The sequence below is a fragment of the Paenarthrobacter sp. CM16 genome, from assembly GCF_013179505.1.
Taxonomy (GTDB): domain Bacteria; phylum Actinomycetota; class Actinomycetes; order Actinomycetales; family Micrococcaceae; genus Arthrobacter.
In genome coordinates this window covers 18442-43816 of the sequence record NZ_JABMCX010000001.1, presented here as the reverse complement: position 1 = coordinate 43816, position 25375 = coordinate 18442, and the positions used below count along the sequence as shown (strand labels likewise).

22 protein-coding genes are annotated in these 25375 nt (G+C 63.4%); 7 read left to right on the top strand and 15 right to left on the bottom strand.

The genetic code is table 11. From position 1 onward, the window contains the following. Window positions 1–1827: amino acid permease (locus HP499_RS00185; RefSeq protein WP_172321963.1), on the bottom strand; the 1827-nt coding region annotated here is incomplete at its 3' end. 116 nt (window positions 1828–1943) lie between these two features. Between HP499_RS00185 and HP499_RS00180 the strand changes: the two genes are divergently transcribed. Both HP499_RS00180 and HP499_RS00175 read left to right on the top strand, forming a co-directional pair. After that, window positions 1944–2615: an NAD-binding protein gene (locus tag HP499_RS00180; protein ID WP_172321966.1), complete on the top strand. Its 672-nt coding sequence runs from the start codon at window positions 1944–1946 to the stop codon at window positions 2613–2615. After that, window positions 2615–3352, top strand: a complete 738-nt coding sequence (locus HP499_RS00175; protein WP_172321962.1) for an NAD-binding protein — start codon at window positions 2615–2617, stop codon at window positions 3350–3352. The genes HP499_RS00180 and HP499_RS00175 overlap by 1 nt, the downstream gene beginning before the upstream one ends. On the opposite strand, the gene HP499_RS00170 is transcribed toward HP499_RS00175, so the two are convergent. The 4 genes from HP499_RS00170 to dut all read right to left on the bottom strand — a co-directional run bounded on the left by HP499_RS00170 (window position 3319) and on the right by dut (window position 5852). Beyond that, window positions 3319–4101, bottom strand: coding sequence for a DUF3159 domain-containing protein (locus HP499_RS00170; RefSeq protein WP_172321961.1), 783 nt, complete (start codon window positions 4099–4101; stop codon window positions 3319–3321). The genes HP499_RS00175 and HP499_RS00170 overlap by 34 nt on opposite strands. Further along, window positions 4098–4475 carry a hypothetical protein gene (locus HP499_RS00165; RefSeq protein WP_172321960.1) on the bottom strand — a complete coding sequence of 126 codons (378 nt, stop codon included), beginning with the start codon at window positions 4473–4475 and terminating at the stop codon, window positions 4098–4100. The genes HP499_RS00170 and HP499_RS00165 overlap by 4 nt, the downstream gene beginning before the upstream one ends. After that, the gene (locus tag HP499_RS00160; protein WP_172321959.1) at window positions 4468–5202 is read right to left on the bottom strand and encodes a DUF3710 domain-containing protein; all 735 of its coding nucleotides are present in this window, start codon (window positions 5200–5202) and stop codon (window positions 4468–4470) included. Before HP499_RS00160 ends, HP499_RS00165 begins: the two co-directional genes overlap by 8 nt. Before the next feature lie 110 nt (window positions 5203–5312). Then, the gene (dut, locus tag HP499_RS00155) at window positions 5313–5852 is read right to left on the bottom strand and encodes a dUTP diphosphatase (protein ID WP_172321958.1); all 540 of its coding nucleotides are present in this window, start codon (window positions 5850–5852) and stop codon (window positions 5313–5315) included. Window positions 5853–5955: 103 nt separating this feature from the next. Here dut and HP499_RS00150 point away from each other — a divergent pair, with 103 nt between their 5' ends. After that, on the top strand, window positions 5956–6453 hold the full coding sequence (locus tag HP499_RS00150; RefSeq protein ID WP_172321957.1) for a DUF3093 domain-containing protein: 498 nt from the start codon (window positions 5956–5958) through the stop codon (window positions 6451–6453). Window positions 6454–6492: 39 nt separating this feature from the next. Here the strand turns inward: HP499_RS00150 and HP499_RS00145 are convergent, their stop codons facing one another. After that, window positions 6493–6792 (bottom strand): DUF4193 domain-containing protein, encoded by a 300-nt coding sequence (locus HP499_RS00145; protein ID WP_172321956.1) that lies wholly within the window; start codon window positions 6790–6792, stop codon window positions 6493–6495. 286 nt (window positions 6793–7078) lie between these two features. On the opposite strand from HP499_RS00145, the gene sepH reads away from it, so the two are divergent. Beyond that, complete coding sequence (gene sepH, locus HP499_RS00140; RefSeq protein WP_172321955.1) at window positions 7079–8407, top strand: septation protein SepH; 1329 nt, start codon at window positions 7079–7081, stop codon at window positions 8405–8407. A gap of 32 nt (window positions 8408–8439) precedes the next feature. On the opposite strand, the gene HP499_RS00135 is transcribed toward sepH, so the two are convergent. The 4 genes from HP499_RS00135 to HP499_RS00120 are packed head-to-tail and all read right to left on the bottom strand — an operon-like array spanning window position 8440 to window position 13892. Then, complete coding sequence (locus HP499_RS00135) at window positions 8440–9213, bottom strand: thymidine kinase (RefSeq protein WP_172321954.1); 774 nt, start codon at window positions 9211–9213, stop codon at window positions 8440–8442. Continuing rightward, on the bottom strand, window positions 9206–10426 hold the full coding sequence (locus HP499_RS00130) for an alkaline phosphatase family protein (protein WP_216659575.1): 1221 nt from the start codon (window positions 10424–10426) through the stop codon (window positions 9206–9208). Before HP499_RS00130 ends, HP499_RS00135 begins: the two co-directional genes overlap by 8 nt. Continuing rightward, window positions 10423–11148, bottom strand: coding sequence for a DUF5998 family protein (locus tag HP499_RS00125; protein WP_172321953.1), 726 nt, complete (start codon window positions 11146–11148; stop codon window positions 10423–10425). Before HP499_RS00125 ends, HP499_RS00130 begins: the two co-directional genes overlap by 4 nt. Before the next feature lie 56 nt (window positions 11149–11204). Continuing rightward, window positions 11205–13892 (bottom strand): bifunctional GNAT family N-acetyltransferase/acetate--CoA ligase family protein, encoded by a 2688-nt coding sequence (locus HP499_RS00120; protein ID WP_172321952.1) that lies wholly within the window; start codon window positions 13890–13892, stop codon window positions 11205–11207. 55 nt (window positions 13893–13947) lie between these two features. Between HP499_RS00120 and HP499_RS00115 the strand changes: the two genes are divergently transcribed. After that, entirely contained in the window at window positions 13948–16464 is a 2517-nt protein-coding gene (locus tag HP499_RS00115; protein ID WP_172321951.1) for a DNA topoisomerase (ATP-hydrolyzing) subunit A, read from the top strand. 88 nt (window positions 16465–16552) lie between these two features. On the opposite strand, the gene HP499_RS00110 is transcribed toward HP499_RS00115, so the two are convergent. After that, window positions 16553–16936: a VOC family protein gene (locus HP499_RS00110; protein ID WP_172321950.1), complete on the bottom strand. Its 384-nt coding sequence runs from the start codon at window positions 16934–16936 to the stop codon at window positions 16553–16555. Window positions 16937–17065: 129 nt separating this feature from the next. Here HP499_RS00110 and HP499_RS00105 point away from each other — a divergent pair, with 129 nt between their 5' ends. Then, a complete protein-coding gene (locus HP499_RS00105; RefSeq protein ID WP_172321949.1) occupies window positions 17066–17584 on the top strand; it encodes a DinB family protein in 519 nt (172 codons plus the stop codon). Between the two features lie 3 nt (window positions 17585–17587). On the opposite strand, the gene HP499_RS00100 is transcribed toward HP499_RS00105, so the two are convergent. From HP499_RS00100 to HP499_RS00085, 4 genes are read right to left on the bottom strand one after another with little or no spacing between them, the layout of a single operon-like run. After that, the gene (locus HP499_RS00100) at window positions 17588–18598 is read right to left on the bottom strand and encodes a GNAT family N-acetyltransferase (protein WP_172321948.1); all 1011 of its coding nucleotides are present in this window, start codon (window positions 18596–18598) and stop codon (window positions 17588–17590) included. Window positions 18599–18607: 9 nt separating this feature from the next. Then, on the bottom strand, window positions 18608–22009 hold the full coding sequence (cydD, locus tag HP499_RS00095) for a thiol reductant ABC exporter subunit CydD (protein ID WP_172321947.1): 3402 nt from the start codon (window positions 22007–22009) through the stop codon (window positions 18608–18610). A gap of 7 nt (window positions 22010–22016) precedes the next feature. Continuing rightward, window positions 22017–23096: a cytochrome d ubiquinol oxidase subunit II gene (cydB, locus tag HP499_RS00090; RefSeq protein ID WP_172321946.1), complete on the bottom strand. Its 1080-nt coding sequence runs from the start codon at window positions 23094–23096 to the stop codon at window positions 22017–22019. A gap of 19 nt (window positions 23097–23115) precedes the next feature. Next, window positions 23116–24708, bottom strand: a complete 1593-nt coding sequence (locus HP499_RS00085) for a cytochrome ubiquinol oxidase subunit I (protein ID WP_172321945.1) — start codon at window positions 24706–24708, stop codon at window positions 23116–23118. A 280-nt stretch (window positions 24709–24988) separates the two neighbouring features. On the opposite strand from HP499_RS00085, the gene HP499_RS00080 reads away from it, so the two are divergent. Continuing rightward, window positions 24989–25375, top strand: coding sequence for a BlaI/MecI/CopY family transcriptional regulator (locus tag HP499_RS00080; protein ID WP_011774471.1), 387 nt, complete (start codon window positions 24989–24991; stop codon window positions 25373–25375).

Here is a 25375-nt window from a genome sequence, read left to right as displayed (position 1 = left end):
GACGTACTCGGGAATGTAGACGACGATCAGGTCCCGCGGCGAGTCGCGGCGCATGTTCTTGATGTAGTCCATGATGGGTGTCACGGTCTCGCGGTAAGGGCTGGCCAGGACGGTCAGCGGTACTGGAATTTCAAGCTTTTCCCAGTCCCTGACGGTGTGCTCGGTCTCCTCGGTGTTGATGTCCACGGTAATTGCATCAAGGCGTGAGGGCCTCGACGCCCTGGCATAGGCCAAAGCCCTCAGGACAGGTTTGCGGACATGCGAAACAAGGATCACCGCATGGACACGGGTGGGCAATGCGCGGGGGGACGAGTCCTCGTCCACGGCCAGTTCCCTGGCCACGTTGTCATAGTGGGCCCGGATGCTCCACATGATGAGGAAGAGGACAAACATGGCCAGCAGGGCAATCCAAGCGCCTTGCTCAAACTTGGTAATCAGGACGATCACCAGGACCAGGGCGGTCATGCCGAAGCCCAGCATGTTGATGGTGCGCGACTTGAAGATGCGGCGGCGGACAGCCTTGTCCCTGGCAAGTTTGAGCTCACGTCCCCAGTGGCGGATCATCCCCAACTGGCTGGCCGTGAAGGAAATGAAGACACCCACAATGTAGAGCTGGATCAGCTTGGTGACATCGGCGTTGAAGGCAAGGATCAGGACCAGGGCTCCGGCGGCCAGCGCCAGGACGCCGTTGCTGAAGGCAAGGCGGTCACCGCGGGTACGGAGCTGGCGTGGCAGGTATCCGTCCTGCGCGAGGATGGAGCCGAGCACGGGGAAGCCGTTGAAGGCGGTGTTGGAGGCAAAGACGAGGATGACGCCCGTAGCTGCAACCACGACGTAAAAAAGGATGGAACCCGAGCCAAAAATGGTGTCTGCGATCTGGCTGATGGCAGGCGTTTGGATGTAGTCCTCGGGCAGGGGTTTGCCGTCCACCAGGAACTCCCGGGCAGGGTCCAGGACAATGTGTACTTTGGTGGCGTTGGCAAGGTACAGAATCCCGGCCAGCATGGAGGCTGCTATGCCGCCGAGCAAGAGCAGCGTGCTGGCTGCATTCTTGCTTTTGGGCTTGCGGAAATTCGGCACGCCGTTGCTGATGGCCTCAACACCGGTGAGCGCCGCAGCCCCTGAGGAAAAGGCCCGCAGCAGCAGGAAGGCCCCGGCGAGGCCCACAAGGCCCTCGTCGAAGCCGGGCTCGGGAACGATGGTGAAGTTGGCGGAGGGCGCTTCGCCCAGTGTCCCGGTTGCAGCTTGGAAGATCCCTACCGCGGTCATGCCGAGGATGGAGGCCATGAAAATGTAGGTGGGGACGGCGAATAGCGTGCCGGCCTCCTTGACCCCGCGGAGGTTGACCAAGGCGAGGATGACGACGCCGATGGTGGCGATCAGTGCCTGCTGGCCGTGCAGCGAGGGGATGGCTGTTGTCAGGTAGGTTGCGGCTGAGGACATGGATACCGCAACTGTCAGCACGTAGTCCACCAACAGGGCCGATGCGACAGTCAGCCCTGCATACTTGCCCAGGTTCACGCTGGCGATCTCATAGTCGCCGCCGCCCGACGGATAGGCGTGGACGTTTTGGCGGTAGGACGCCACCACTGTGAGCAAAACCACCATGACCGCGAGGCCGACAAGTGGCGAAAAGGCCACAGCGCTAACCCCCGCCAAGGCGAGGGTCAGCAGGATTTCGTCGGGAGCATAGGCAACCGAAGACAACGCATCCGAGGCGAAGATCGGCAAAGCGATGCGTTTGGGCAACAAGGTGTGGGACAGCCGGTCATTCCTGACAGGCCGGCCCACCAACACCCGCTTCGCGGCATTCAAAATTGTCAGCACTCCGCAAAGCTACTCTGAATCCCCATCGATGTCATGACGGTTGTTCGCAAGCGCAGCCACCCCGCACCGGTAAAGTCATACCGAGCGGAACGCACAGCACAGATAAAGGAGACATGGTGGCTCACTTCGTGATCATGGGTTGCGGCCGTGTCGGCGCAACGCTGGCACACACTTTGGAAGATGCCGGCCACTCGGTCGCCATCATCGACCAGGACGAGCGGGCCTTCCGCCGGCTGCGCAATACCTTTACCGGACGCAAGGTCACCGGCGTCGGCTTTGACAGGGACACCCTCAAGCAGGCCGGCGTGGAAGAGGCCTATGCCTTCGCTGCCGTTTCCAGTGGCGACAACTCGAACATCCTCGCAACCCGCGTGGCCCGTGAGACTTTCCACGTCGCCCATGTGGTTGCGCGCATCTACGATCCCGGCCGGGCCGAAATCTACCAGCGGCTCGGCATCCCCACGGTGGCAGCTGTCCGCTGGAGCGCGGACCAGGTCCTGCGCCGCATACTTCCGGAGCAGCATCTGGCCGGCGATTACCGCGAGCCCTCGGGCCGCCTCGTGCTCGCCGAAGTGGACCTGCACGAGGACTGGATCGGGCACAGCCTCGCTTCGATCGAGGCCGCCTCGGGAATCCGCATCGCTTTCCTCACACGGTTTGGTGAAGGCGTGCTTCCCCAGGCCGGCACGGCTTACCAGGAAGGCGATACGGTCCACGCGATGCTGAGCCTGGACAGAACGTCCGAGATCAGCCGGATCCTCGCCAAAGCACCCGCCAAGGAGTCTTAGTGAAAGTTGTCATTGTTGGCGCAGGAAGCGTCGGCTCGTCCATTGCGCGTGAACTTCTGGCCCATAGACACCAGATCCTGCTCATTGACCTCAAGCCCGAGGTCATTGGCCGCAGTGGACTGCGGGGCGCCCGGTGGTTGGTGGGAGACGCCTGCGAACTCAGCACCCTGCAGGACGCAAAACTTGAGGATGCCGACGTCGTGGTTTCTGCCACCGGGGACGACAAAGTCAACCTGGTGGTGTCCCTGTTGGCCAAAACCGAGTTTGGCGTGGGCCGCACCGTGGGCCGTGTGAACAATCCCAAGAACGATTGGATGTTCAACGATTCCTGGGGCGTCGACGTCGCGGTCAACACTCCGCAGCTTATGACGGCGCTGGTGGAAGAAGCCGTGGAGATCGGCGACATCGTGCGCTTGCTGACCCTGCAGACAGGAGTGGCATCGATCGTGGAATTCACCGTCCCCCACGACTCCCATGTCATCGGCAGCACCGTGGGCGGGATCGACTGGCCCGAGGACGCCACCTTGGTAGCCATCCTGCGCGATCAAGCGCCCATTACCCCTACCCGGGACGACGTCCTTGATGGCGGTGACGAACTGTTCTTCGTCACCACCATCGCAGCAGAGGACGGTCTCCGTTCACTGTTGTCACCAGGTTCCGACGACGGTGGGGAACCACTCGAGGGAACGTCCGGAGCCGCGGATCAAGCGTCCGAGGACGACGGCTTCGACGGTTGAGGTGCAGGCTTGGTGAGCAGCCAGGCAACCCAAAGGCCAAGGATGTACAGCGGGGCGCCCATCAGGAGCCTGGTGGTCGCCAGCGCTGTCAGGCCGGCTTCTCCCATGAAGTAGAGCGGGACCTGGACTACCAGTCGCAGTGCAAGAACCGCCACCACAATCCACGTGCCCAGCCTGTAAGCCCTGAGCCGCTCGGGATCCTTCCGCCATTCGAGTCCTTCATTGCGTACGAAGCCAAAGAGAAGGCCGGCCACCGGCCATTTGAGGACGATGGAGAGGACCATGGCGGCGATATAGGCAATGTTGGTGAAGAAGCCCAGGACGTAGAAATCCTCTGCCTTTCCCGTGGTGTTGGCCAGCCACGCTGAAATACCGACTCCCACAACCCCGGCCAGTGCCTGGGTCAGGGGACGCCGTTGGATCAACCGGACTACGGTGAAAACCGCGGCAGCAGCCAAAGCTGCCACCAAAGCAGGGGTCAAATCCCGGGTCACGGTGAACACCACCAGGAAAACCAGTCCCGGAAGGATACTTTCGGCAATGCCCTGCCAGCCGCCTGCGGACTTCAGCATGTCCACGTGCCCGGCACTGTTCCGGTGCAGGCCCGCTTTCCCGGCGTAACCGGCAGCGAGATCGGACACGCTGGGCGCTTCCGCTGACGGCTTGGCGGAAGCCTCGGGCGGGGAAGCCTGGTGATCGGGACCAGCTCCCCCGGTGTTCTGAGGTTCTGATCCGTTGGCCACGGTCATAGGTGCTCCTGACGGGAAAGAATTTCGTAGCGTGGATTGAACATTGCCGGCAACCCGTCAAGCTGGGTCACCATGCCATTCAGGCGAAGCTGCACTCCGGCTTCGATGCCGGGTACGCGTGTCCTGCCCAGCCAGATGACACGAAGACGGTCGTAGGGTTTCCGGACTCCCCCTGCGGTGTTTCCCTGGTGGGACCCGGGCCCCAGGGTGTCGACGACAACAGCGGAGAAAAACGGCTGATTGCCGGGTGGCTGATGCGTGACCGACTCAATAAAGCCCGTGCACACCGCCCTTCCACGGGCAGGAAGATCACGAACCCCCTGCGCCGTGGGACGCTGGCCGGCCGTCCTTCCCCCGCCCGCAGTATCAGCCAATCTGGGTGATCTCCGGCCCTCGTTCAGGCTGCTCCATGGCAGGTGCATTCTGCGGAGCGCCAGCCTGCCCGGGCACTGCAGCGTCCTTGGGCAGGCGCAACTGCAGCAATTCGCGCGGGGGCATCGGGTTGTCGCCGCGCACCACTACCACCCGGCGGAAAAGTTCTTCCAGCCCTGCCGCAGCATCGCGCTCAAGGGCAGCCTGCCCACCCAGGACTCCCCGGAGGAACCAGCGCGGCCCGTCCACGCCCATGAAGCGTGCAGCGCGGAAGCCACGGCTGCCGTCGGCCGCTTCGGCAGGCAGCTTGGCCACAAGCTCAGTACCGAACGCTCCGGAAACTTCTTCGGTTTCCCCGCCCTGGCTGGCCACCGACTGGGTGATCTGTTCCCGGATCTCATCCCACAAACCTTCAGACCGCGGAGCCGCAAACGCCTGGAGCTGAAGGCTGGAGCCCTCCAGGTCCATGGTCACGGCCACCACGCGCCGGGTAGCTTCTTCCACTTCGAGCCTCAATTGCAGACCCTCGGCGGGGGCGATCAGGAGGGCACCGAGGTCCACGTATCCATCACGGTCCTCGATCTCGTCTATATCCAAGGGGCCTTTGGCGAGCCGGAAGTCACCGGGCGTGCCTGATTCAGGACTCTGTGCCTCAGCACCGGATTCCTCGACGGTGCCGGCGGTTTCAGACCGCTCGTCCTTGGACTTCTTGCCGCGCCCAAAAAGCATTGGGTTTTCTCCTTAGTAGTGGTCTATCCCCAAGTAAACCGCACCCACGTTGAACCACGTTAAACCACGCCACGGCAATAGCTGCGACGTAGGAGGGTCCAGTGGTTCGCTTAGGCCTTCGGTGCGTTAAAGCCGCCCGTGGAACCAAAGCCACCGGTTCCGCGAACGGAATCGGAGAGCTGGTCTACAGCCACGAACCGCGCGTACTCAACGCGCTGAATCACCATCTGTGCAATTCTATCGCCGCGCTTGAGGTCAATGGCGTGGTTTTGGTCGGTGTTCAGGAGCGTCACTGAAATTTCGCCCCGGTAGCCTGCGTCAACAGTGCCTGGGGCGTTGACGATGGTGAGCCCGTGCTTGGTGGCCAGACCCGAGCGGGGGTGGATCAGTGCCACGAATCCATCCGGGAGCGCAAGGGAAACGCCGGTAGGGACGAGTTTCCGCTCCCCTGGGGCGAGGTGAACGTCCTCCCGCGCCCGGAGGTCTGCCCCGGCATCGCCCGGGTGCGCATAGGACGGCGCTTCCAGCCCGGCGTCGAGCATTTTCAGCTGCACTTCCAGGGTGGGGGCTCCATAGGCGGGAGGCGCCTCACTGCCACTAACGGCTTCTTGGGCGGTGTCTGTACTGAATACTGCGGTCTCATTGCTCACAGTGGTTCATTCTACTGCGGGCCGCAAACCAAGGACCTCGGTCTGCCGGCCTGGCCCACGGTTGTGGACGCAGCGGCCACTCCCCGCCGGATAAGCTGGAGGCATGCCTACGCCTGACCAGTCCTCCCCCGTGCCTGCCCGGAACACTCCGTCGTCCTCTGAGGTCCTGTACACCGAGAAGCTGTGGCCGTCAGTGTGGATCTGGGTTGTGGTGGTTGGCCTGTCCGGTGCCGGCATCCTGATGTTCGGCCCCATCAGCGCGGCCACCGGCATCATTGCGGCCCTGATCCTGCTGGCCATCATGACCATCATGTTGGTGCTCTCGACACCCACCATCAAAGTCACCCCCACCACTGTCCAAGTGGGCCGGGCCAGTATCGAACGGAAGTTCGTGGGATCCGTCGAAGCCTTTACCAAGGCTGAAGCAACCGCCGAGCGGGGTCCCCGGCTCAACGGACTGGCCTACATGTGCTTCCGTGGGTGGATCGACCCCGTGGTGAAGATTGAGATCACAGACCCCGCAGACCGGACTCCCTACTGGCTTGCCTCGTCCCGCAGGCCTGACGAGCTGGTGTCGGCGCTCACCGCCCCCCGCGCCTGAGAACACCAGGGACAATCTGCGGCAACCCCCATTGCACGCCTAGCTTTCGCACTCCGTGCAGTACAAATGACCGCCCCGCTCCGTGGCGATCTGCGATTTATGCTTCACCAGAAAGCAGTTGAAACAGGTGAACTCGTCCGGCTGGGGTGGCATGACCTGGATCAGGAGCTCTTCGCCGGACAGGTCAGCACCGGGGAGTTCGAAACCGTCGGCAAGGTCCGACTCATCAACGTCCACCGCGGAAGATTGCTTCCCCGACTGGTGCGTCTTGAGCTCTTCCAGGGAATCCTCGCTGACGTCTTCCTCGGTCTTTCGAGGGGCATCGTAATCGGTGGCCATGGTCCTTCCTTGTCCTCTATATCTGCTGTGGGTTTTCACCGGTCCGGTTGTCCATCCGCCGCCGGTGTAAGGGTGCAACGCCGGACGCTTCGGATTTGTGCCCGATTATCGGCCAGATTTTCCTCCCCCGTTCCGCAAAAGTCCATAGCCCCGCGATGACCGGAAAACACCCCTGATACGGCCTGTTTCTCCGGAATATCACGGCACGCCCTTGTTCCTAGTAGGAAAAGACCCCCGCGGGTGGCAGAGTTTCGAATGTCAGTTATGCCATGTGGTGGAGGGTGTTATGCAGGATCTACGACTGGTAGGCGTCCACGACGACGGCGGGCATCTGCTTTTGAGCGGCCCCGGCGGTGCGATGTTCCAGCTTCCGATCGACGAGGCCTTGAGGGCAGCGGCGAGTCGGACCCCTGCCCAAGTGGCGGCACGCGCCGCCAACACACCAATTGCCATGTCCCCGCGCGACATCCAGTCCAGGATCCGCAGCGGGGCCACCGCGGCCGAAGTGGCGGAGCTGTCCGGGCTTCCGCTGGCCAACGTCCAACGCTACGAAGGACCCGTCCTCGCCGAGCGTGAGTACGTTGCGAGGCAAGCCCGCAACATCGAAGTCGCCGCTCCCGCTCCGGGCCACGACGCCTACCGCTCGGCGTTCGGCGACAACCCGGCCACGCTGGGTGAGATGGTGGACCACAGGCTCGCTGCGCACGGCATTGATTCCTCCACGGTGGAATGGGACTCGTGGCGCCGTACGGACGGCTCCTGGACCGTCGTCGCGCGCTTTGAAACGGTACCGGGCACCCACGGCAGCATCGGCGAGGAACCTCCCGCCATGTGGACCTTCAGCCCACAACGTAAGTCGCTTCAGAACGCCAACCGCTGGGCCCAACAACTCAGCGAGCTCGAACCCTTGGACGGACCTGTCCCGGCACGCAGGCTCGCTGCTGTTTCGGACCGGCCGTTCGACTTTGAAACCGATGCTGAAACAGCTGCCCGTGCATCAGCCAAGGAATCGGACAGCCTTTTGGAAATGCTCCGCTCACGCCGTGGTCAGCGCCTCGGTGTGGACGAAGACGGGGACGACGCCCTGGCCGTGCTGCTGAGCAATGTTCCGGCAGCCCATCCGCGTCCTGGCACCGAGCACGAAGACATCGACGAAACCACCGTTGCAGATCCCGAGCCGGCCACCGTGGTTGCCGAGGAACCTGCCCGTAAAGACGGACGGCCCTCCATGTTGTCCCGGCTGAGCCTGGCACCGCGGCACTTCGAGCCCCAGGACAATGCCGACGACGACTCGCTGACGCTTCATCAGGGCGTCAGTACGGAAACACGTGAGATCACGGTGGTAGCCAGTCCCCTGCGCCCCGTCACGTCCCTCACGGGACGCAAACCGGCTGGTCTTGACGAACTCCTCGGCGGCAGCAGCCCTGCCCGGGAAGCGGAGGACACGGACCGGGTGGAATCGCCTGAAAACCATGTCGAGGGCGAAACCCCGGCCGGGAATGTCAGCGAGGCCCGCAAGGACCCCGATGCCCCTGCAGAACGCCAACCGTCCAGGCCAAAGAGGTCCAGCATTCCCAGCTGGGACGAGATCGTCTTTGGAGCCCGCGGAGACTAGTTCCACGGGCAGGCTGCGCTGAACTTCGCAGCCTAGCTGCGGCGAAGCTCCCCCGCGCCGGGCCACAGACAAGCGTCAATGTCGAAAGGAAGCGGCTGGTCCGCCCCTGCCATCAGGTTGGCCCCGTGCGCTGTAACGCGCCGCATGTAGTGGCGGCGGCACAATGTCTCGTAACCCACCGCGGTCTCATGCCCCGCCTCGGCGTCCTCGCCTGCGACGCCGGCCCTATGGTGGCCCTCGGCGTTCTCGCCTGCCGTGTTGTCGCCAATGGTGGAGGGTGCTACGTCGCCCACCATCACCTGTTCGCCTTCCACCACCATGATGCCGTTCACCGTCCGGGCATTCTGGGTTGCCCTCCGCCCGCACCAGCACAGCGCTTCCACCTGCAGCACCTGGACCTTGTCGGCCAACTCAATGAGGCGTTGGGAACCCGGGAACAGCCGGGTGCGGAAATCCGAGGTGATGCCGAAGGCAAAGACGTCCACCTCCATCTCATCCACCACTCGCGCCAACTGCTCCACCTGGGCAGGTGTGTAGAACTGTGCTTCATCACAAATGAGGTAGTCCACTCGAAGTCCACTGGTGCGCCGGACAACTACCTCGTCCCAAAAGTCTGTGTCATTTTCAACCTCCACGGCGTCGATGTGGAGTCCCAGCCTGCTGGAGATGGTGGAATATCCGGCGCGGTCGTTGCAGCTGAAGCGAACACCGCCACGGCCTCTTGCACGGTGGTTGTAGTCCATCTGGAGGGCAAGCGTGGACTTGCCGCAGTCCATGGTGCCTGAGAAGAAGACCAGCTCAGCCACGTTTGCCCTTCTTGCCGGCAGCAGTGAGGCACACCAGGGGAACCTCACGCTCGGCTTTGGTCAGTGAACCGTGCTGGCCCACCACTTCCAACGAAGCCGGGCGGACACGGCGGGTGTCGTACAGTGCCAGGGTGTCGCGGGCCGCAATCATGACATCGCCAATGCGGGGCCCAACCTCCGGGCGGACAGCACCGAACAACCCGGCATCCACAGCTTGGTCGCGGGTGAAGGCCCAGATCCGCTCATTAAAACGACGACGCCAAGCTGCCAGCAGGGCATCTCGATGAGTTACCGTAGCGTCCGGCTCGAGGTACAAATGCACCATGCGGGGTTCACCTGCAGTGTGCCTGACCCCGGCCACCAGGGATTCATCGGCGGAGTAGTCGATTCGTTGGGACTCGGGAACATCCACCATGCCGTGGTCACCGGTCAACAGGATGGTGGTTCCTGGCGGAAGCGTCGAGGAGAGCCGCTTGACCGTGGAATCGAGTTCCTCGAGTTGGTGCTCCCAACGGTCCGATTGGCAGCCATAGCGGTGACCGGCTTTGTCCAACTCGTTGAGGTAGAAGTACATCAGGGAACGTCCGCCTCCGGACATTGCTTCCGCAGCCGCGGCCGTCCTGGCATGCAGCGTAGTGCCGCCAACAAACCTGCTCCCGCGCAGTGCAGCCTGCGTCATGGGCGAATTGCCGAACTGGGGCAGGCTGACCGTCACTACATCCACTTCGGTGGCCAACTGTTCAAAAACGGTGGAATGGGGCTGCCACTCCACCGGGTCAACGTTGGAATCCCAGTTGCCCAGGAGGTTCACTACCTTGTCCTGCCTTGGATCCAGGACGTCATATCCCACCATGCCGTGTTGCCCGGCGGGCAAGCCGGTGCCCAGGCTTGCGAGGGAGGCAGCAGTGGTGCTGGGAAACGCCGAGTCGATCCACTGTGGGACGTTGCCCTGTCCCTCGGCCAGGACTGACCGGAGGAACGGCGTGTGGGAGGCTTTCTGCTTGAGCAGGTTCCGGCCCAACCCGTCAGCGAGGACAACACAGATACGCTTGGATGCCGGTACCTGCAAATGGTTGGTGAAGCCCGGCACGCCGAGGGCTGCTGCAGAACTCGTGAAGACTTCCGCGATGGATCTGCTTCCGAACAGCGGGGCGGAGGGAAGATCCGCTGCGGTGTTGCCCACCGGGGACGAGGTCTGTGCGGCGTCCCTCAACGCTGGTGTCCGCGGCTCAAGCGGTTGCTGAAGACACCCGAACGCGGCCGAGGTGCGGGGATGCTCGAGTGCTGGACGGGGGCGGGATTTCCGGTGTTGACCGCACGCAGGGCACGGGCAAAGACCTTGGCATCCTGGACTGCCTGCAGTCCATCGGCTTCGGCGCTGATACGCAGCACGATGTCTTCCTGGGCGATGGTTCCGCTGTAGCCGTGATCGGCCTCGCATTGGGGGTCACCGCAGCTCGCAGGGCCCATGTCCAGGCGCTGGCCGCCGGACCAGGCGATGGAAACGGTCAGTTCGCGTACAGGATCCGAGGGTTTGTAATCCTGGGGCTGGGAGTACATGTAGCTCAGGACCACCGAACGGATCTGGGCCACGGGAACTGATTCCGTGGAGATCTGGGCAACAATTTGCTCGCCGGCCTCATCAAGCTGCTGGTCGTCAACATGGGTGATCACCAGCATGTCTTCGGTAAGCACCAGCACCGTGATGTGCCTGCGGACTTCGGCGCGGTCGAAGTGCGTCTCCAGATGCACCAGATGCGAAAGGCACTCCCTGCCGTCCAAAGCGTCATCAACGACGTCGGCCACCAACCGCGGATAAAAGCCCGCTTGCTGCAGTGCCTGGTCCAGGCTCTGCCCCTGGGAGCTGTGGTTATGCGCTGTGTGGTGCCCGGTGTTGGACGGACGTGATTGAGGCGTCGGAGACTGGGTGCTCATTCCCCCATTTTCACAGATCGCTTGGTGACTTCCTAACTGCGCGTTCTGCCCTGTGGCTAACTTCGCATCGCACGCCGCGCGCTGTCAGTTCGCTGCGCGGCGTTGCCAATCCAGACGTCGGCACCCAGGATTGTGGCTCCTGAGGGGCCGGCCAGGACGGGGTTGAATTCCACCAGCGCAATTCCCGGGTGGTCGTCCTTCAGCTTGGCCAGCCTGCCCGCTATGTCCTCCAGGGAAGCCACATCCACCGCGGGCAGCCCTTGGTAGCCGAAGAGCTTCCTGGAAGCGCGGGGCGACCTGATGATGTCGTGGAGATCAGCAGCCGAGAGCGGCGGCACCCTGTGCGCCCAGTCATCCAGGAGGTTTACGGCATCGCCGGCCAACCCGAAGGAAAGCACGGGCCCCAGCAGTGGATCTTCCATGGCCCGGAAAGTGCAGGCCTGTCCCACCGGAGCCATGGCCTGGACCTCAAGGGCCGGCGATCCGTACGGTTCCAAAGCCCGCCTCATCTGGGCAACGTTTTGGCGCAGCGATTCAGCGTCCTGAATATCGAGCCTGACACCGCCAAGGTCCAGCCGGTGCCGGAGGGCAGGGTCCGTGGTCTTCAGGACTACAGGCCAACCCACTGTGTCGGCGGCTTCCACGGCTTCTTCCGGTGTCACGAATCCGAGCGTGGGAACCACCTCGATTCCATAGCCCGCAAGCAAGGTGGCGGCAGCACCGGCGTCGAGCTTCCTGATCTTTTCACCGGTGACGCCGGCCAGCATTGCCGTCAGTTTCTCGCGGGTGCCCTCTACGTCGCAGCCGTCCGGTTCAACGAACAAGCCCTGGTCCCTGTCGCGCCATTGGGCATAACCAACAATTGCCGCCAAAGCGGCCACGGCGGCGCCTGCATTGGAATAGCACGGAAGCACGGGCTTCCCCTCGGAACCCACCATCCCCTCGACCTGGACGGAAGGGTCCAGGATCCCGGTGAAAGCGGCAACAAGAGGCTTCCCGGCCTCGGCAGCGCATTCTGCGAGGACACCGGCCAACGCTTCCACCGTAAGTCCCCGTGCAGGAAGAAGTGCGGCAATCACCGCGTGAACGGAGTCGTCGGCCAAACTTTCCATGAGGCTGGCCCGAAGGGCCGGAAGGGCAATCGACATCCCGGCGTCCAGATCAACGTCGGTGGCGAGGCGGTTTACATCGAGCCCAAGGGGGCCGGCGCTGTCTGAAACCACTTTGCCCAGGGCCACCGAGTTGGAATAGACCGCGACGCCGGGACCTTTGGGCAGCGCCTGGGACGACACGATCTGGGCAATGTCCATGAGCTGCTCAATGGTTTCCACGCGGATGACGCCGGCCTGGCGCATCATGGCATCCACGGCGGCAGCCGGGGCCTGGGTGGTGCGGACCTCGTGTCCGGGCGGCAGGCTCAAGCCCGTCACGTCGGACTTGGCCACGATCACCGGCTTGCTTCGTGACAACCGGCGGGCCAGGCGGGAGAACTTGCGTGGATTGCCGATCGATTCCAGGTACAGCCCCACTGCCGAGGTATCGGCGTCGTCCTCCCAATACTGCATGACGTCGTTGCCTGAAACGTCGGCACGGTTACCGGCAGAGAGGAACGAGGACAATCCGAGCCTGCGGCGGCTGGCGGCAGCATAGACGGCAACACCTACAGCGGCAGATTGGCTGAACAGGCCCAGGCTTCCCCTTGGAGGCATGGTGGGGGCCATGGAGGCGTTCAGTGATACGGCAGGGTGGGTGTTCAGGATGCCTAACGACTCCGGGCCGATCACCCGCATGCCGTTTGCCCGGGCCCGGCGCACCAGTTCATGCTGGCGCGCGAGGCCACGTTCGCCGTCGTCGGCAAATCCTGCGGTTGCCACCACGATCCCCTTGACACCGGCAGCAGCGCAGTCGTCCACCACCTTGGGAACTTCCTCGTACGGCACGGCGATGATGGCCAACTGCACCGGCCCTGGAATTTCCGATAACTTCCCGAACGAGACCATGCCGGCCAGTTCAAAGGCTTCGGGATTTACGGCGTAGACCGGGCCCTGGAACCCGCCTTCAATAATGTGTTCAAGCAACTGGTAACCAACGGTCCCCCACTTGCGGCTGGCACCAATGACAGCCACCGACGACGGCGACAACAGGTCGCGCACACTGCGCGCCTCCGCGCGGTGCTCCCGGGATTCCATGACGGCCCGGGACTTCTCCGTGGGATCAATATTAAACTCAACGCTCACCACGCCGTCGTCGAACTGACGGGTGAGGTCATAACCGGCATCGGCAAAGACCATCAACATCTTCCGGTTGTCCGGCAAGACCTCTGCGGTAAAGCGCCGGATGCCGTTTTCACGGGCAGCAACGGCGAGGTGCTCAAGGAGGATCGAACCGATTCCGCGGCCCTGGTGGGCGTCCGAAATGTTGAACGCGACTTCGGCCTCGTCGGGATCATCCAGGCGGTCGTAGCGGCCAATGCCCATGATCTCGCCGCCGATGGTGATCACGAAGGCCACCCGGTTGATGTGGTCCACTTCGGTGAACCGCCGGACTTCCTTGCCGGAGAGCCGGGGCTTGAAGGAGAAGAACCGCATGTAGATCGACGCCTGCGACTGACCCGCATGGAACGCCTGCAAAGCCTCCGCGTCCTCGGGCCGTATCGGGCGAAGATGGGCGGTGCCGCCGTCGCGCAGGACGACATCAGCCTCCCAATATTCCGGATAAATGCCGACGCCGGGCTGATCCACCATAGGCTTAGCCTAGCTAAAACATCCGCAGTACAACTTTCAAGGATTTACCGACCCCATGGCCCGCAGCCAATCTTCCGCACGCAAAGCAGAGCCGCTCGGCGATTTCACCGAGAACATCGTTGATATTGACGTCACGTCCGAGATGGAAGGCTCCTTCCTGGAGTACGCCTACTCGGTGATCTACTCACGTGCCCTTCCGGACGCACGAGACGGCCTGAAACCTGTCCAGCGGCGCATCCTCTACATGATGGCGGACATGGGCCTGCGTCCTGACCGGGGGCACGTCAAGAGCGCCCGCGTGGTGGGCGAAGTCATGGGTAAGCTCCACCCGCACGGCGACGCCGCGATCTACGACGCCATGGTGCGCATGGCCCAGGATTTCTCCTTGCGCCTGCCGCTGATCGACGGCCACGGCAACTTCGGCTCGCTCGACGACGGTCCTGCCGCCCCCCGCTATACCGAGGCACGCCTGGCTGCTGCCGCGCTGACCATGACGGACCATCTCGACGAAGACGTGGTGGACTTCGTCCCCAACTACGACAACCAGCTGACCCAGCCGGATGTCCTTCCCGCAGCCTTCCCCAACTTGCTGGTCAACGGCACCACGGGCATCGCCGTGGGCATGGCCACCAATATGGCTCCCCACAACCTTGTCGAAGTCATTGCGGCCGCCCGCCATTTGATTGCACACCCGGAAGCCACCCTCGAGGACATCATGAGGTTTGTTCCGGGGCCTGACCTCCCCACGGGCGGCAGGATCGTAGGGCTGGACGGTATCCGGGACGCCTACGCCACGGGCCGCGGCTCCTTCAAGACCCGGGCCAAGGTGGAGGTGGAACAGCTCTCTGCCCGGCGCACGGGCCTGGTGGTCACTGAGCTCCCTTATATGGTGGGCCCGGAGAAGGTGATCGAGAAGATCAAGGATGCGGTCAATGCCAAGAAGCTGACAGGCATCAGCGATGTCGTTGACCTGACCGACCGCAATCACGGGCTGCGCCTGGTCATCGAGCTGAAGAACGGCTTCAACCCCAATGCCGTCCTCCAGCAGCTGTACCGCTACTCGCCCATGGAAGACTCCTTCGGCATCAACAACGTCACCTTGGTGGACGGCCAGCCGCAGACGCTGGGACTGCTGCAGTTGCTGCAGGTGTACGTCGAACACCGCCTGAACGTAGTGCGCCGCCGTACCTCCTTCCGTCTTGGCAAGAAGAAGGACCGACTCCACTTGGTGGAGGGCTTGTTGATCGCCATCGTGGACATCGACGAGGTCATCCAGATCATCCGATCCTCGGACGAGGCATCAGCTGCGCGTGAACGCCTCATGTCCATATACGACCTCACCGAAATCCAGGCCAATTACATCCTGGAACTGCGCCTGCGGCAGTTGACCAAGTACTCCCGTCTTGAACTGGAAAAGGAGCAGGACGAGCTCCGCCGGGAAATCGAGGCACTCGAGGCCATCCTTGCCTCCGATGAGTTGCTCCGCGACCTCGTGTCCGGCGAGTTGGCAGTGATCGCCGAGAAATACGGCACACCGCGGCGCACCGTGTTGCTCGAATCCGAAGCAGTCTCCCCCACCGTGGCTGCGGCTCTCGCGGCTTCCACCGCTGGTCCAAAGGGCAAGGCGGCTGCGCTGCCCTTGGAGATCCCGGACGACCCCTGCTGGGCGCTGCTGAGCGTCTCCGGCCAGATTGCCAGGACATCGAACCAGGAACCGCTGGCCGAAGCGGGGCCGCGCGCCAAGCATGACGTCTTCCGTTCGGTGGTCAAGACCACCGCCCGTGGCGAGATCGGGGCGGTGACATCCCAAGGCCGCATGCTGCGATTGCAGGTGATGGACATGCCCGTCCTGCCTCCGATGTCCGGCCTGCCGAACCTCGCCGGCGGTGTTGCCGCAAAGGACTTCATCACCTTGCTCAAGGGCGAAACACTGGTGGCGTTCGTTCCCCTCGATTCCATCCTTGCCATTGGCACGGCCCAAGGCGTCGTCAAGCGCGTTCAGCCGGACTACCCGCTGAACCGCGAAGACTGGGAGATCATTGCCTTGAAGGACAAGGATTCGGTCCTCGCGGTGGAACCGGCGCAAGAGGACGACGTCGATCTCGTCTTCGTCACGCGCCAGGCTCAATTGCTGAGGTTCAGTGCCTCCGCAGTCCGTCCGCAAGGGCGGACAGCAGGCGGCATGGCCGGTATCAAGCTGGCAGCCGGCGACGACGTGATCCACTTCGGCACCGTACGTGCCAACGATCCTGCCGCCGTCGTGGTCACTATTGCCGGAACCACCGGCGCCCTGCCGGGCACGGCACCGGGCACGGCGAAGGTCACCGCTTTCGAAGAGTACCCGGTCAAGGGCCGCGCCACCGGCGGCGTCCGGGCCCACCGTTTCCTCAAGGGCGAAGACACCCTTCTGCTGGCCTGGGCCGGACATGGCCCCGCGAAGGCGTCTTCAGCCGCAGGGGTTGCCCGGGCGCTTCCCCACGAACATGGCCGCAGGGACGGTTCGGGGGTACCGCTGTCACAGCCCGTGGAGGCAATCGGCCCCAGCATGGCATGGGCTGATCCCGCAGAATAACTGCAGCTTGGCCGAACAGCGCGGCAAAGGCCGGAGATACTGGATCTCCGGCCTTTGTGCTGCCGTGGCCGGGAAGCCACGGCACGGGCTAGCCGGTTTGGTTGATGCTCAGTATGTTTCCCTCACTGTCGAGGAACCATGCTGCAGCGCTTCCATCAGGCATTGTGGCAATGCCATCCTCCGTCTTCAGGCCAGTGAAGTCGTAGTCTTCGAACTCGACTCCCTTGCCGCGCAGTTCCTGCACCGTGGCCCTGACATCGCTGACAGTCCAGCCCATTTGGGTGTTCTTGGCAGTCCCTGCATTGGACGTTTGATAGACAAAGAATCCGGTTCCGTCGCCGCACCTGTATTGAAGGTTGTCGTCGTCGTTCGGATTTTCGGGTTCCAGTCCGAGTTTTTCGCTGTAGTAAGAGCGCGCCCGGGCTATGTCCTGTGCCGGTAGGACGGCACCAACCTGCTGATCCTTGAGCATTGCTTTCTCTTTCCGGCTCTCCCCCCGGAACGAACTCTACTCTTGGGAGGCTCCGCAGGTCAGGGGAAAACGACACCATATTTCCTGGGCTGCACAGGGGTAGGGGCAGGTTCCGCTTAGACTGGCCGCATGCCGATCATCCCTGATGAAAAAGACTGGACCTGGGTCCTCTCGGAGCCTTGCCCGGAGTGTGGTTTCGACGCCGCCACGGTGACCCCTTCCACGGTTCCTGGCACCGTCCTGAACATGCTTCCCCGATGGCGGGCGGTGCTGCGCCGGGAGGATGCAGCCACACGTCCCAATGACCACACGTGGTCCAACCTGGAGTACGCATGCCACGTCCGGGATGTCTTCAGCCTCTTTGACCAGCGCCTGAACCTGATGCTTACCGAGGATGACGCCCGGTTTGCCAACTGGGACCAGGACCAGACCGCGATCGAGGGCGAGTACGGTTCCGCCGATCCTCGGACGGTAGCGGACGAGCTGGAGTCAGAGGGCAAGGTGATTGCGGAGTCCTTCGCACGGGTTACCGAGGATGACTGGCAGCGTACCGGAACGCGAAGCAACGGATCATCTTTCACCGTGCTGACGTTCTCCCAATACTTCCTCCATGACGTTGTTCATCACCTGCATGATGTGGACGGCTAGGGGCTAGAGCATCTTCTCCCACGTCATGCTGCGGTTCACCGGCTCATAACCCATGCCCAGGTAGAGTTGCAGCGCCCCGGTGGGGTTGGCTGAGTCCACGTCCAGCGATGCCACATCCATACCGGCCAAGGCATAGCGCTGCATCGCATCGGCGAGCAGTGCCTGGGCTATGCCCCGGCCACGGTAGGCGCGCCGTACGCCCAGGAGCTCGGTGTAACCCTCCTTGAATCCGCGGTCGGATGCGGAATCGGGGTCGAAACTGGTCAGCTGGTATCCGGCAACTTCGCCCGTCGCGGGATCAAGAACCACAGCGCTGAGATCATGGCGGGCGGTGGGTTCCTCGATGGTGAAGCGCCACGACTCTTCGTCCCGGGGTTCGCTGCCCCAATGGTCCCTGAAAGCATCGTTGTGCGCCAGGCGCACTGGTTCAAAGAGAGTGGGATCCAGCGGACGGATTTGCAAGCCTGCGGCCAGGGGAACCTCCGGCAGTTGCCGGGACAGGGGCCGGTGCATTTCGTTGAACCAGCGCACCGCGGCGTAGCCATGTCCCATGAGAAGTGTTGCTTGATGCTGGTGCTGCTCCTCCGTCTGGATGCGCATTCGTGCCGGCGCATCGGTGTGCCCGGCAGCTTGATCGGCGGCAAACCGCCCCCGGACCTGCTCTTCCTGCCACAACAGGACTGCGGAGCCGATTCCCCGCTGTTGCCATTGGGGATCAACGCACGCCATTCCCGTGGCTTTGTCGCCGTCGGGGTTCTTGACGATGCGTCCGTAGGCACGCGCCACCCCCTCGGCGTCCAGGCCCAGCAGAGTGCTCGTCTCCGGCGGGTTCTTAGTGGACTCCAGGATGTGAAGCAAGTCGCCGCGCTTCTCGTACCAGACGGGATGTTCGACGGCGGCCGTCCGCGCTATCAGGCCTGCCCAGTTCTCGAGGTCCTCCAAGGTGGCGGGCCTCCATTGGAGGCCCGTTGTACGGGCATCGGGCGTGGCAGGGCTTGCAGCGTTGAAAGGCATGCCAACAGGCTACTGATGGGTAGGCTTTCCCACCAGTTCCGCCGCGCCATGGCTGTGTGTCTTCGCAGGGGTGGCCGCGGGGAGCTCCAGCCGTGCATCTGCCGGATCAATGTCCTCAGGGTTGTGCGTTACCAGAACCACCGTGACGTCCTTGAGGCCTTGGCGAAGGATCGCCATCATTTCCCGCGCAGAGCCAGCATCCAGATGGGCGGTGGGCTCATCGAGCAGCAAGACCGAGGCTCCGGTCAGCAGCGTCCTTGCCATGGCCAGCCGCTGACGTTCGCCACCGCTGAGGAACGAGCCGCCGGGGCCGATGCGGGCATCGAGCCCGTCCGGCAGGGCCGCCACCACCACGTCAAGCCCGACGTCGGCCAGTGCCTTATGCATTTCAGCCTCACTGGGCTTTGCGGCAGCCGGACGGCTCAACAACAAATTCCCCCGGACGGTGGAGTCGAACAGGTGCGCTTCCTGGGGGCACCAGGCGGCAGCGCCCGTCAGCTTCGCTGTTCCCCGGGCGAGGGGCAGGAAACCCAACAGCACGGACAACAAAGTGGTCTTTCCCGCACCCGAGGGTCCCGTCACGGCAAGCCAACGGCCAGGTCCGGCCGAGGCGTTGATCCCGGCGAAGACATCCGGCCCGCCGGGCCACGCGGCCGTCGCGTCCTTCAACTCAAGCCCCGCCTTGCCGTCGCGGTCCGGGAGTGGCCGTGGGCCGTCGTCGGAGGGTGAATCGAGACCTCCTGTGGCAGGAACGTCCAAAGCCCCTGAGGCAGCAATCCGGCTCACGACGGCCCCGAGGGCAGGGGCTTGGCGTACCGCCGAAACGTTGCCGCTGAAGGCGTCCACCAGTGCCAGCAGCATCAGGACAATCACAGCTGCGAATTCCGGAGGAACTGCACCGTTGGTGATTGAAGGAGCGCTGAGGACCCCCGCCCATAGGGCTGCCAGCGAACAAGCCAGGACGATCACGGATTGGCCGAGGCCTTCAGCCCACGCGGAGCGCTGGGCCGAGAGGGTGGCGGCGCGGTCTTTGGCACGCAGATCTTCAAGGACCGGCCCGGTGACTCCGTTGGCCGTCAGTTCTGCCCGGGCATCCAGGGCTGCAGCCACTCCGTGGAGGACCACGGAGCGCATACGCTGTTCGGCCTTGGCTGCGTTCCGGTCGGCCAGGACGGCAAGCAGCGGGGCGATGAAAAGCCCTGCCACCGCTGCCAGTGCCACAGCCGGCACGGCGGCAGGTAAAACCACGGCCGTGGCAATGATCGCCGCGGCACCCACCCCCCATGCGGTAACAGGGGGAAGCGCAACCCGCGGCAGGAGGTCCCGGAGGGTATCGACGTCATCGACGATTGCGCCAAGAACGTTGCCCCCTTGGAGAAGACGCCTCAGTGACAGTGCCCTGCGGCTCAATGTCGCCCACAGGGCCCCCCGGAGGCGGGTCATGGCAGCAAAGACGGCGTCGTGGGTCAGGAGCCGCTCGCAATAGCGCAGCACCGCCCGGCCGATTCCAAAGAACCTGACGCCCACAATTGCGCCGAGCAGGTAGAGGATGGGAGGTTGTTCGCTGGCCCTGATGATCAACCAGCCGGACAAACCGGACAATGCCACCGCGAACAGGGCCGCCAGGACGGCGACGATCCCGGCTGCGGCGAACTTCCATCGCACTGGCTTGAGGATCTCCAGCAGGCGTTTCAAGCTACCGGCCCCTGCTGCGGACGGGGACACAACATCGATCAGCGAGGCCGGACTGCCTTGGCCGGCTGCAGCGTCCAGGGTGTTTCCGGTGCGCACAGGCGGAATCATGGGGGCATTCGGGAAGCGCTTTTTTCCCACGGTCACCACATTGTCCGCGAGCGCGCGGGTTGCGGCATCGTGGGCCACCAGGATCACCGTCACGTTGCCCCTGAGTGATTCGATGGCGTTCCGGACCACGCTGGCAGAGTAGGGGTCCAGGTGTGCGGTTGGCTCGTCGAGGAGCAGGACCGTGGCGCCGGCCTCCACGCGGGCCAATCCCCGGGCCAGCGCAACGCGGCGTAGTTCTCCGGGGCTCAGTTCGGCTGGATTCCTGGCTGCCAGGTGCGCGGCCTTTGCTTTCGACAGGACACGACGGGCGGCTTCGGCAGGATCGCCCTGGTACCCGTCAAGGTAGAGGGCCAGTTCTTCCTGGACCGTCCCTGCTGCCATGACGGGGTGTTGCGGTACCCAGGCCACGGACCCTTTTCCTGTTCCTGAGACGGTGCCGGCCACGGCAGCTCCCGGGCCCGGCCCGATCAGACCCGCAAGGACGCCAAGGACGGTGCTTTTCCCGGCACCGCTGTCGCCGTCCAGCGCAGTAATGCTGCCGTGCGGTGCGGTAAAGCCCAGGGGCCCGACGGCGGCGGCGGACCTGCCGCTGTAAGTTACCGACAACCCCTCCACTACAACGCCCGGGAACGTGGCGGCGGATGTTGCAGGTACGGGCAATGGCTGGTGGGCGGGGGCGTTGAGGACGGTGTTGGTGGTTTCGAGCGCGGCCCGGCCGTCGTCGCTTGCGTGGTGGGCAGTACCGAGCTCCCGCAGAGGAAGGTAGCAATCCGGAGCCAGGATGAGGGCCAACAGGCCCGCTTCCAAGGCCATATCGCCGCCTACGAGCCTGACGCCGATGAATACGGCGACGACGGCCACTGAGATGGTGGCAATGAGTTCAAGTGCCAACGCTGACAGGAAGGCCGTGCGGAGCGTGCCCATGGTCCGGCTCCGGTATTGCTCCGAAATGTCTTCCAAGGCCGCACGTTGTTCACTGGCGCGTCCCAGCCCCACCAGTACCGGCAGGCCCTTGGCCAGTTCAAGGATGTGGCCGGAGAGTTTCCGGAGGGTGGTTTGGGCATCCCGGACGTGGTCCTCCGTGTGGCGGCCAATCAGGACCATGAACAGCGGAACCAAGGGAACGGTCAGGACGATCACCACGGCGCTGACCCAGTCGGCAAAGAGGATCCTGGCCCCGATCAACAGCGGTACCGTGGCGCAATTGACCAACGCCGGAAGGTACTGCGTGTAATAGTCGTCCAGCGCATCCAGGCCGCGGGTGGCCAGGATCGCCAGGCCGCCGTCGTTCATTCCCGCTCCGAGCGGCGCTGCACCGTCAGACAGCGAGCGCCGCAGCAACTGCGCCCGCAGCTCTTCCTTGACGCCAAGGGCCGCCCGCCGGGAGGCAATGCCCTGCCCCCAGACCGTGAGGGACCTCAGGACCGCTCCCACAGCACCCCAGAGAAGTCCGGTGTTCCAGTCCCCCGTTCCGGAAGCGAGGCCTGCCAGCATCCCTGCTACGGCCTGCGCCATGAGCACCAGCGACAGTGCCTTGAGTGCGGACAGGAGCCCGATGCCGTAGAGAGCGGATCGGGTGGCCGGACCGGCGGGGAACACGGGTTTCATAAGGCGGTTAGTCTCCCTTGGTGCTGGCGGCCGGCTGGTTGTCATTGGAGATCAGGACCTTGGCAGCAATGGCCGGAAGGAAACCGTGCGCTTCGGGAATGTGCGCCGCACTGACTCGCCGGCGGAACACCCAGTAGGTCCAGGACTGGTAGGCAATCACCAAAGGCAGTCCCACGGCCGCCACTATGCTCATCAAGCCCAGCGTGTAGTCCGAGGATGAGGCGTTTGAAATGGTCAGGTTGAACGCTGGATCAAGTGTGGAAGGAATCACCACGGGGAAGGCTGCCCCGAAGATTGAAGCAGTGGCGCAGACGATGAACCCGCCAAGGGCACCGAAGGCACGTCCTTCTGCCCCCGCCCGGGCCAACGTCCAGGCCAGGATGACTGCCACGGCTCCGGCCGCCACCAGCGCCCAGGTCCATGGCTTGCCGCTGAGGAACTGCACGGACACCATCCAGCCGAACATCGGCAGCACTGCGAACGGTACCAACCGCACAAACCAGCTGCGGGCGCGGTGCCGCACGTCGCCGTCGGTCTTAAGGGCCAGGAACGCCAGGGCGTGCACCAGGGCGAACGCCACCACACCGAAGCCGCCGAGGAGTGCATAGCCACTGAACCAGGACATCGGGCCGCCGCTGCGGTCGCCGTTGGCGTTCAAGGGCAGCCCGGTGGTGGTCAGTGCCAACGCGGCGCCGATTCCAAAGGCGGCTACGAAGGAACCGACGGCAATCGCCCAGTCCCAGCGGTTGCGCCACCGCTCGGAGTCCACTTTGCCGCGGTATTCGAAAGCCACGGCACGGAAGATCAGCGCGGCCAGCACTGCCAGGAGCGGAAGGTAGAGAGCTGAGAACAGGGAGGCATACCAGAGCGGGAAGGCCGCGAAGGTGGCTCCGGCAGCAGTGAGCAGCCACACTTCATTGCCGTCCCACACAGGGCCAATGGTGTTCAGCAGTACGCGGCGGTCAGTGTTGTTGCGGGCGAACAGCTTCATCAGCATGCCGACGCCCAAGTCGAAGCCCTCCAGGAAGAGGTAACCGGTCCACAGCACCGCGATGGCCACAAACCAGATGGTTGGCAACAGTTCCATTGTCAGATTTCCCCTGTTCCTAGTAGGCGAATGCCAGGACGTCGTCGCCGGACTTGGCCGGACCGGCGTCGTTCTTGTCGTCATCGTCCGTATCACTGGCCGGGTGTGCCAGTTCCGGCATCGCCGAGGCCACGCCACCGCGGATGTACTTGACCAGTAGTTTCACTTCGACCACCAGCAAGATCGCGTAAATGGCGGTGAGGACCACCAAGGAGGTCAGGAGCTCACCGGCACTGACCCCCGGCGATACGGCGGCAGCAGTAAACATGAACACTTGGTCTATGCCGTTCATATCCGGATTGGGTGCAACCACGAACGGCTGCCTGCCCATTTCAGTGAAGATCCAGCCGGCAGCATTGGCGCCGAAGGGTGCGAGGATGCCGAACACGGCAAGGCGCATCAGCCACTTCGATTGCGGTACCACGCCCTTGCGGGTCACCCAGAGAGCCAGCAAGGCGGCGAACGCAGCGATCCCGCCGAAGCCGATCATCATGCGGAAGCCCCAATACGTCACTTCCATGACGGGTACGTACTGGATTTCCTGGCCGGCGCGTTCGCCGTACAGCGGATTGTCCGGAAGATGGGTTCCGTACTTTTCCTTGTACTCGCCCAGCAGGCTGTTAACGCCTTTCACCTCGGTGGTGAAGTCCCCCTTTGCCAGGAAGGACAGGATGCCGGGTACTTCAATAACGGCAACAATGTCATCGCAGTTGGTGGCGCCGAGGTTGCCGACGCTCAGGACCGAGAACCCGGTGCCGTCGTGGCAGGCAGCTTCGGCGGCGGCCATCTTCATGGGTTGCTGTTCAAACATCAGCTTGCCCTGCAGGTCACCGGTGATGGCGGTCCCCGCGAAGGAGATCATGGCCACAACTGCACCGATCCTCAGGCTCTTCATCCACACGGTGTAATCGGACTTGTCCCGGCCGGGGATGGCAGCTTCCCCGGGAACCAGCTTGCCGTTGTTGTCCACGACGTCGATGCCATCGTGCCGGCGGCGCCACAGGTGGTACCAGGCGATGCCCAGGAGGAACGCGCCGGCAACTGCCAGCGCCCCGAACAGCGTGTGCGGGACGGCAACGAGGGCCGTGTTGTTGGTAAAGACTGCCCAGGCGTCTGTCATCACGGGCCGCCCGTCCACCATTTCCACGCCGACAGGGTGCTGCATCCACGAGTTCGCCACAATGATGAAGTAGGCGGAGAAGACGGAACCGATCACCGCAATCCACAGGCAGGCCAGGTGCACGCCGCGTTTGAGTTGCTTCCAGCCGAAGATCCACAGGCCCAGGAACGTGGATTCCACAAAGAATGCCAACAAGGCTTCCAGGGCCAGTGGCGCACCGAAGACGTCCCCGACAAACCGGCTGTACTCACTCCAGGCCATACCGAACTGGAATTCCTGGACGATGCCCGTGGCCACGCCCATGATGAAGTTGATGAGGAAGAGCTTTCCCCAGAACTTGGTCATCCGCAGGTACTCGGGCTTGCCCGTGCGGTACCAGATGGTCTGCATGATCGCCACCACCAGGCCCAGGCCAATAGTGAGGGGCACCATCATGAAGTGGTAGACGGTAGTGATACCGAATTGCCAGCGTGCGATTTCCAAGGCGTCCATAGCTGTCCTTTGTGCGGTGGACCGAAGTACGATGACGGTACTTCTACGTTGCGTAGAAAACTACTCTTCTACAAAGTGTAGAACAAATGGCGGGCGACGAAACCCATTCTTCAAGTGGCGTTACCCACGCGCAAGGGTTACCCGCAGGACACGGCGCGCCGATAGTTCTACCTCACGTAGAATGAAGAGCTGAAAAGCGGTAGATTTATGGTGGAATGTTGGATCATCGCTCCCGACAGCAGTCACCCTGCAGCGGGAAGCGGAAGGTAGGGACGTATAGATGGCAAGTCTTGGGGAACTGGAACGGGCAGTGATGGATCTGCTCTGGGCAGGCCAGGAGGCTGCAACTGCCAATACCCTGCGCGACCTCTTGGCGCAGGATTCCGAGGCCGGCGACGGCACTGCGGGACATCAGGGCAAGGACTTGGCCGTAACCACGGTTCTCACTGTCCTGTCGCGCCTGGAAAAGAAGGGGCTCGTGGAGCGTGAGCGCGGTACGCGTCCGCACCGCTACCAAGCCGTTTCCAGCCGCGCGGACCACACCGCCGAACTGATGCATGAAGTCCTGGGCTCCGCTCCGGACCGCGAGGCCGTCCTGGCCCGCTTCATTGGATCCGTCACCGAAAGTGAAGCCGCTACCCTGCGCAAACTGCTCGGCTACAATTAG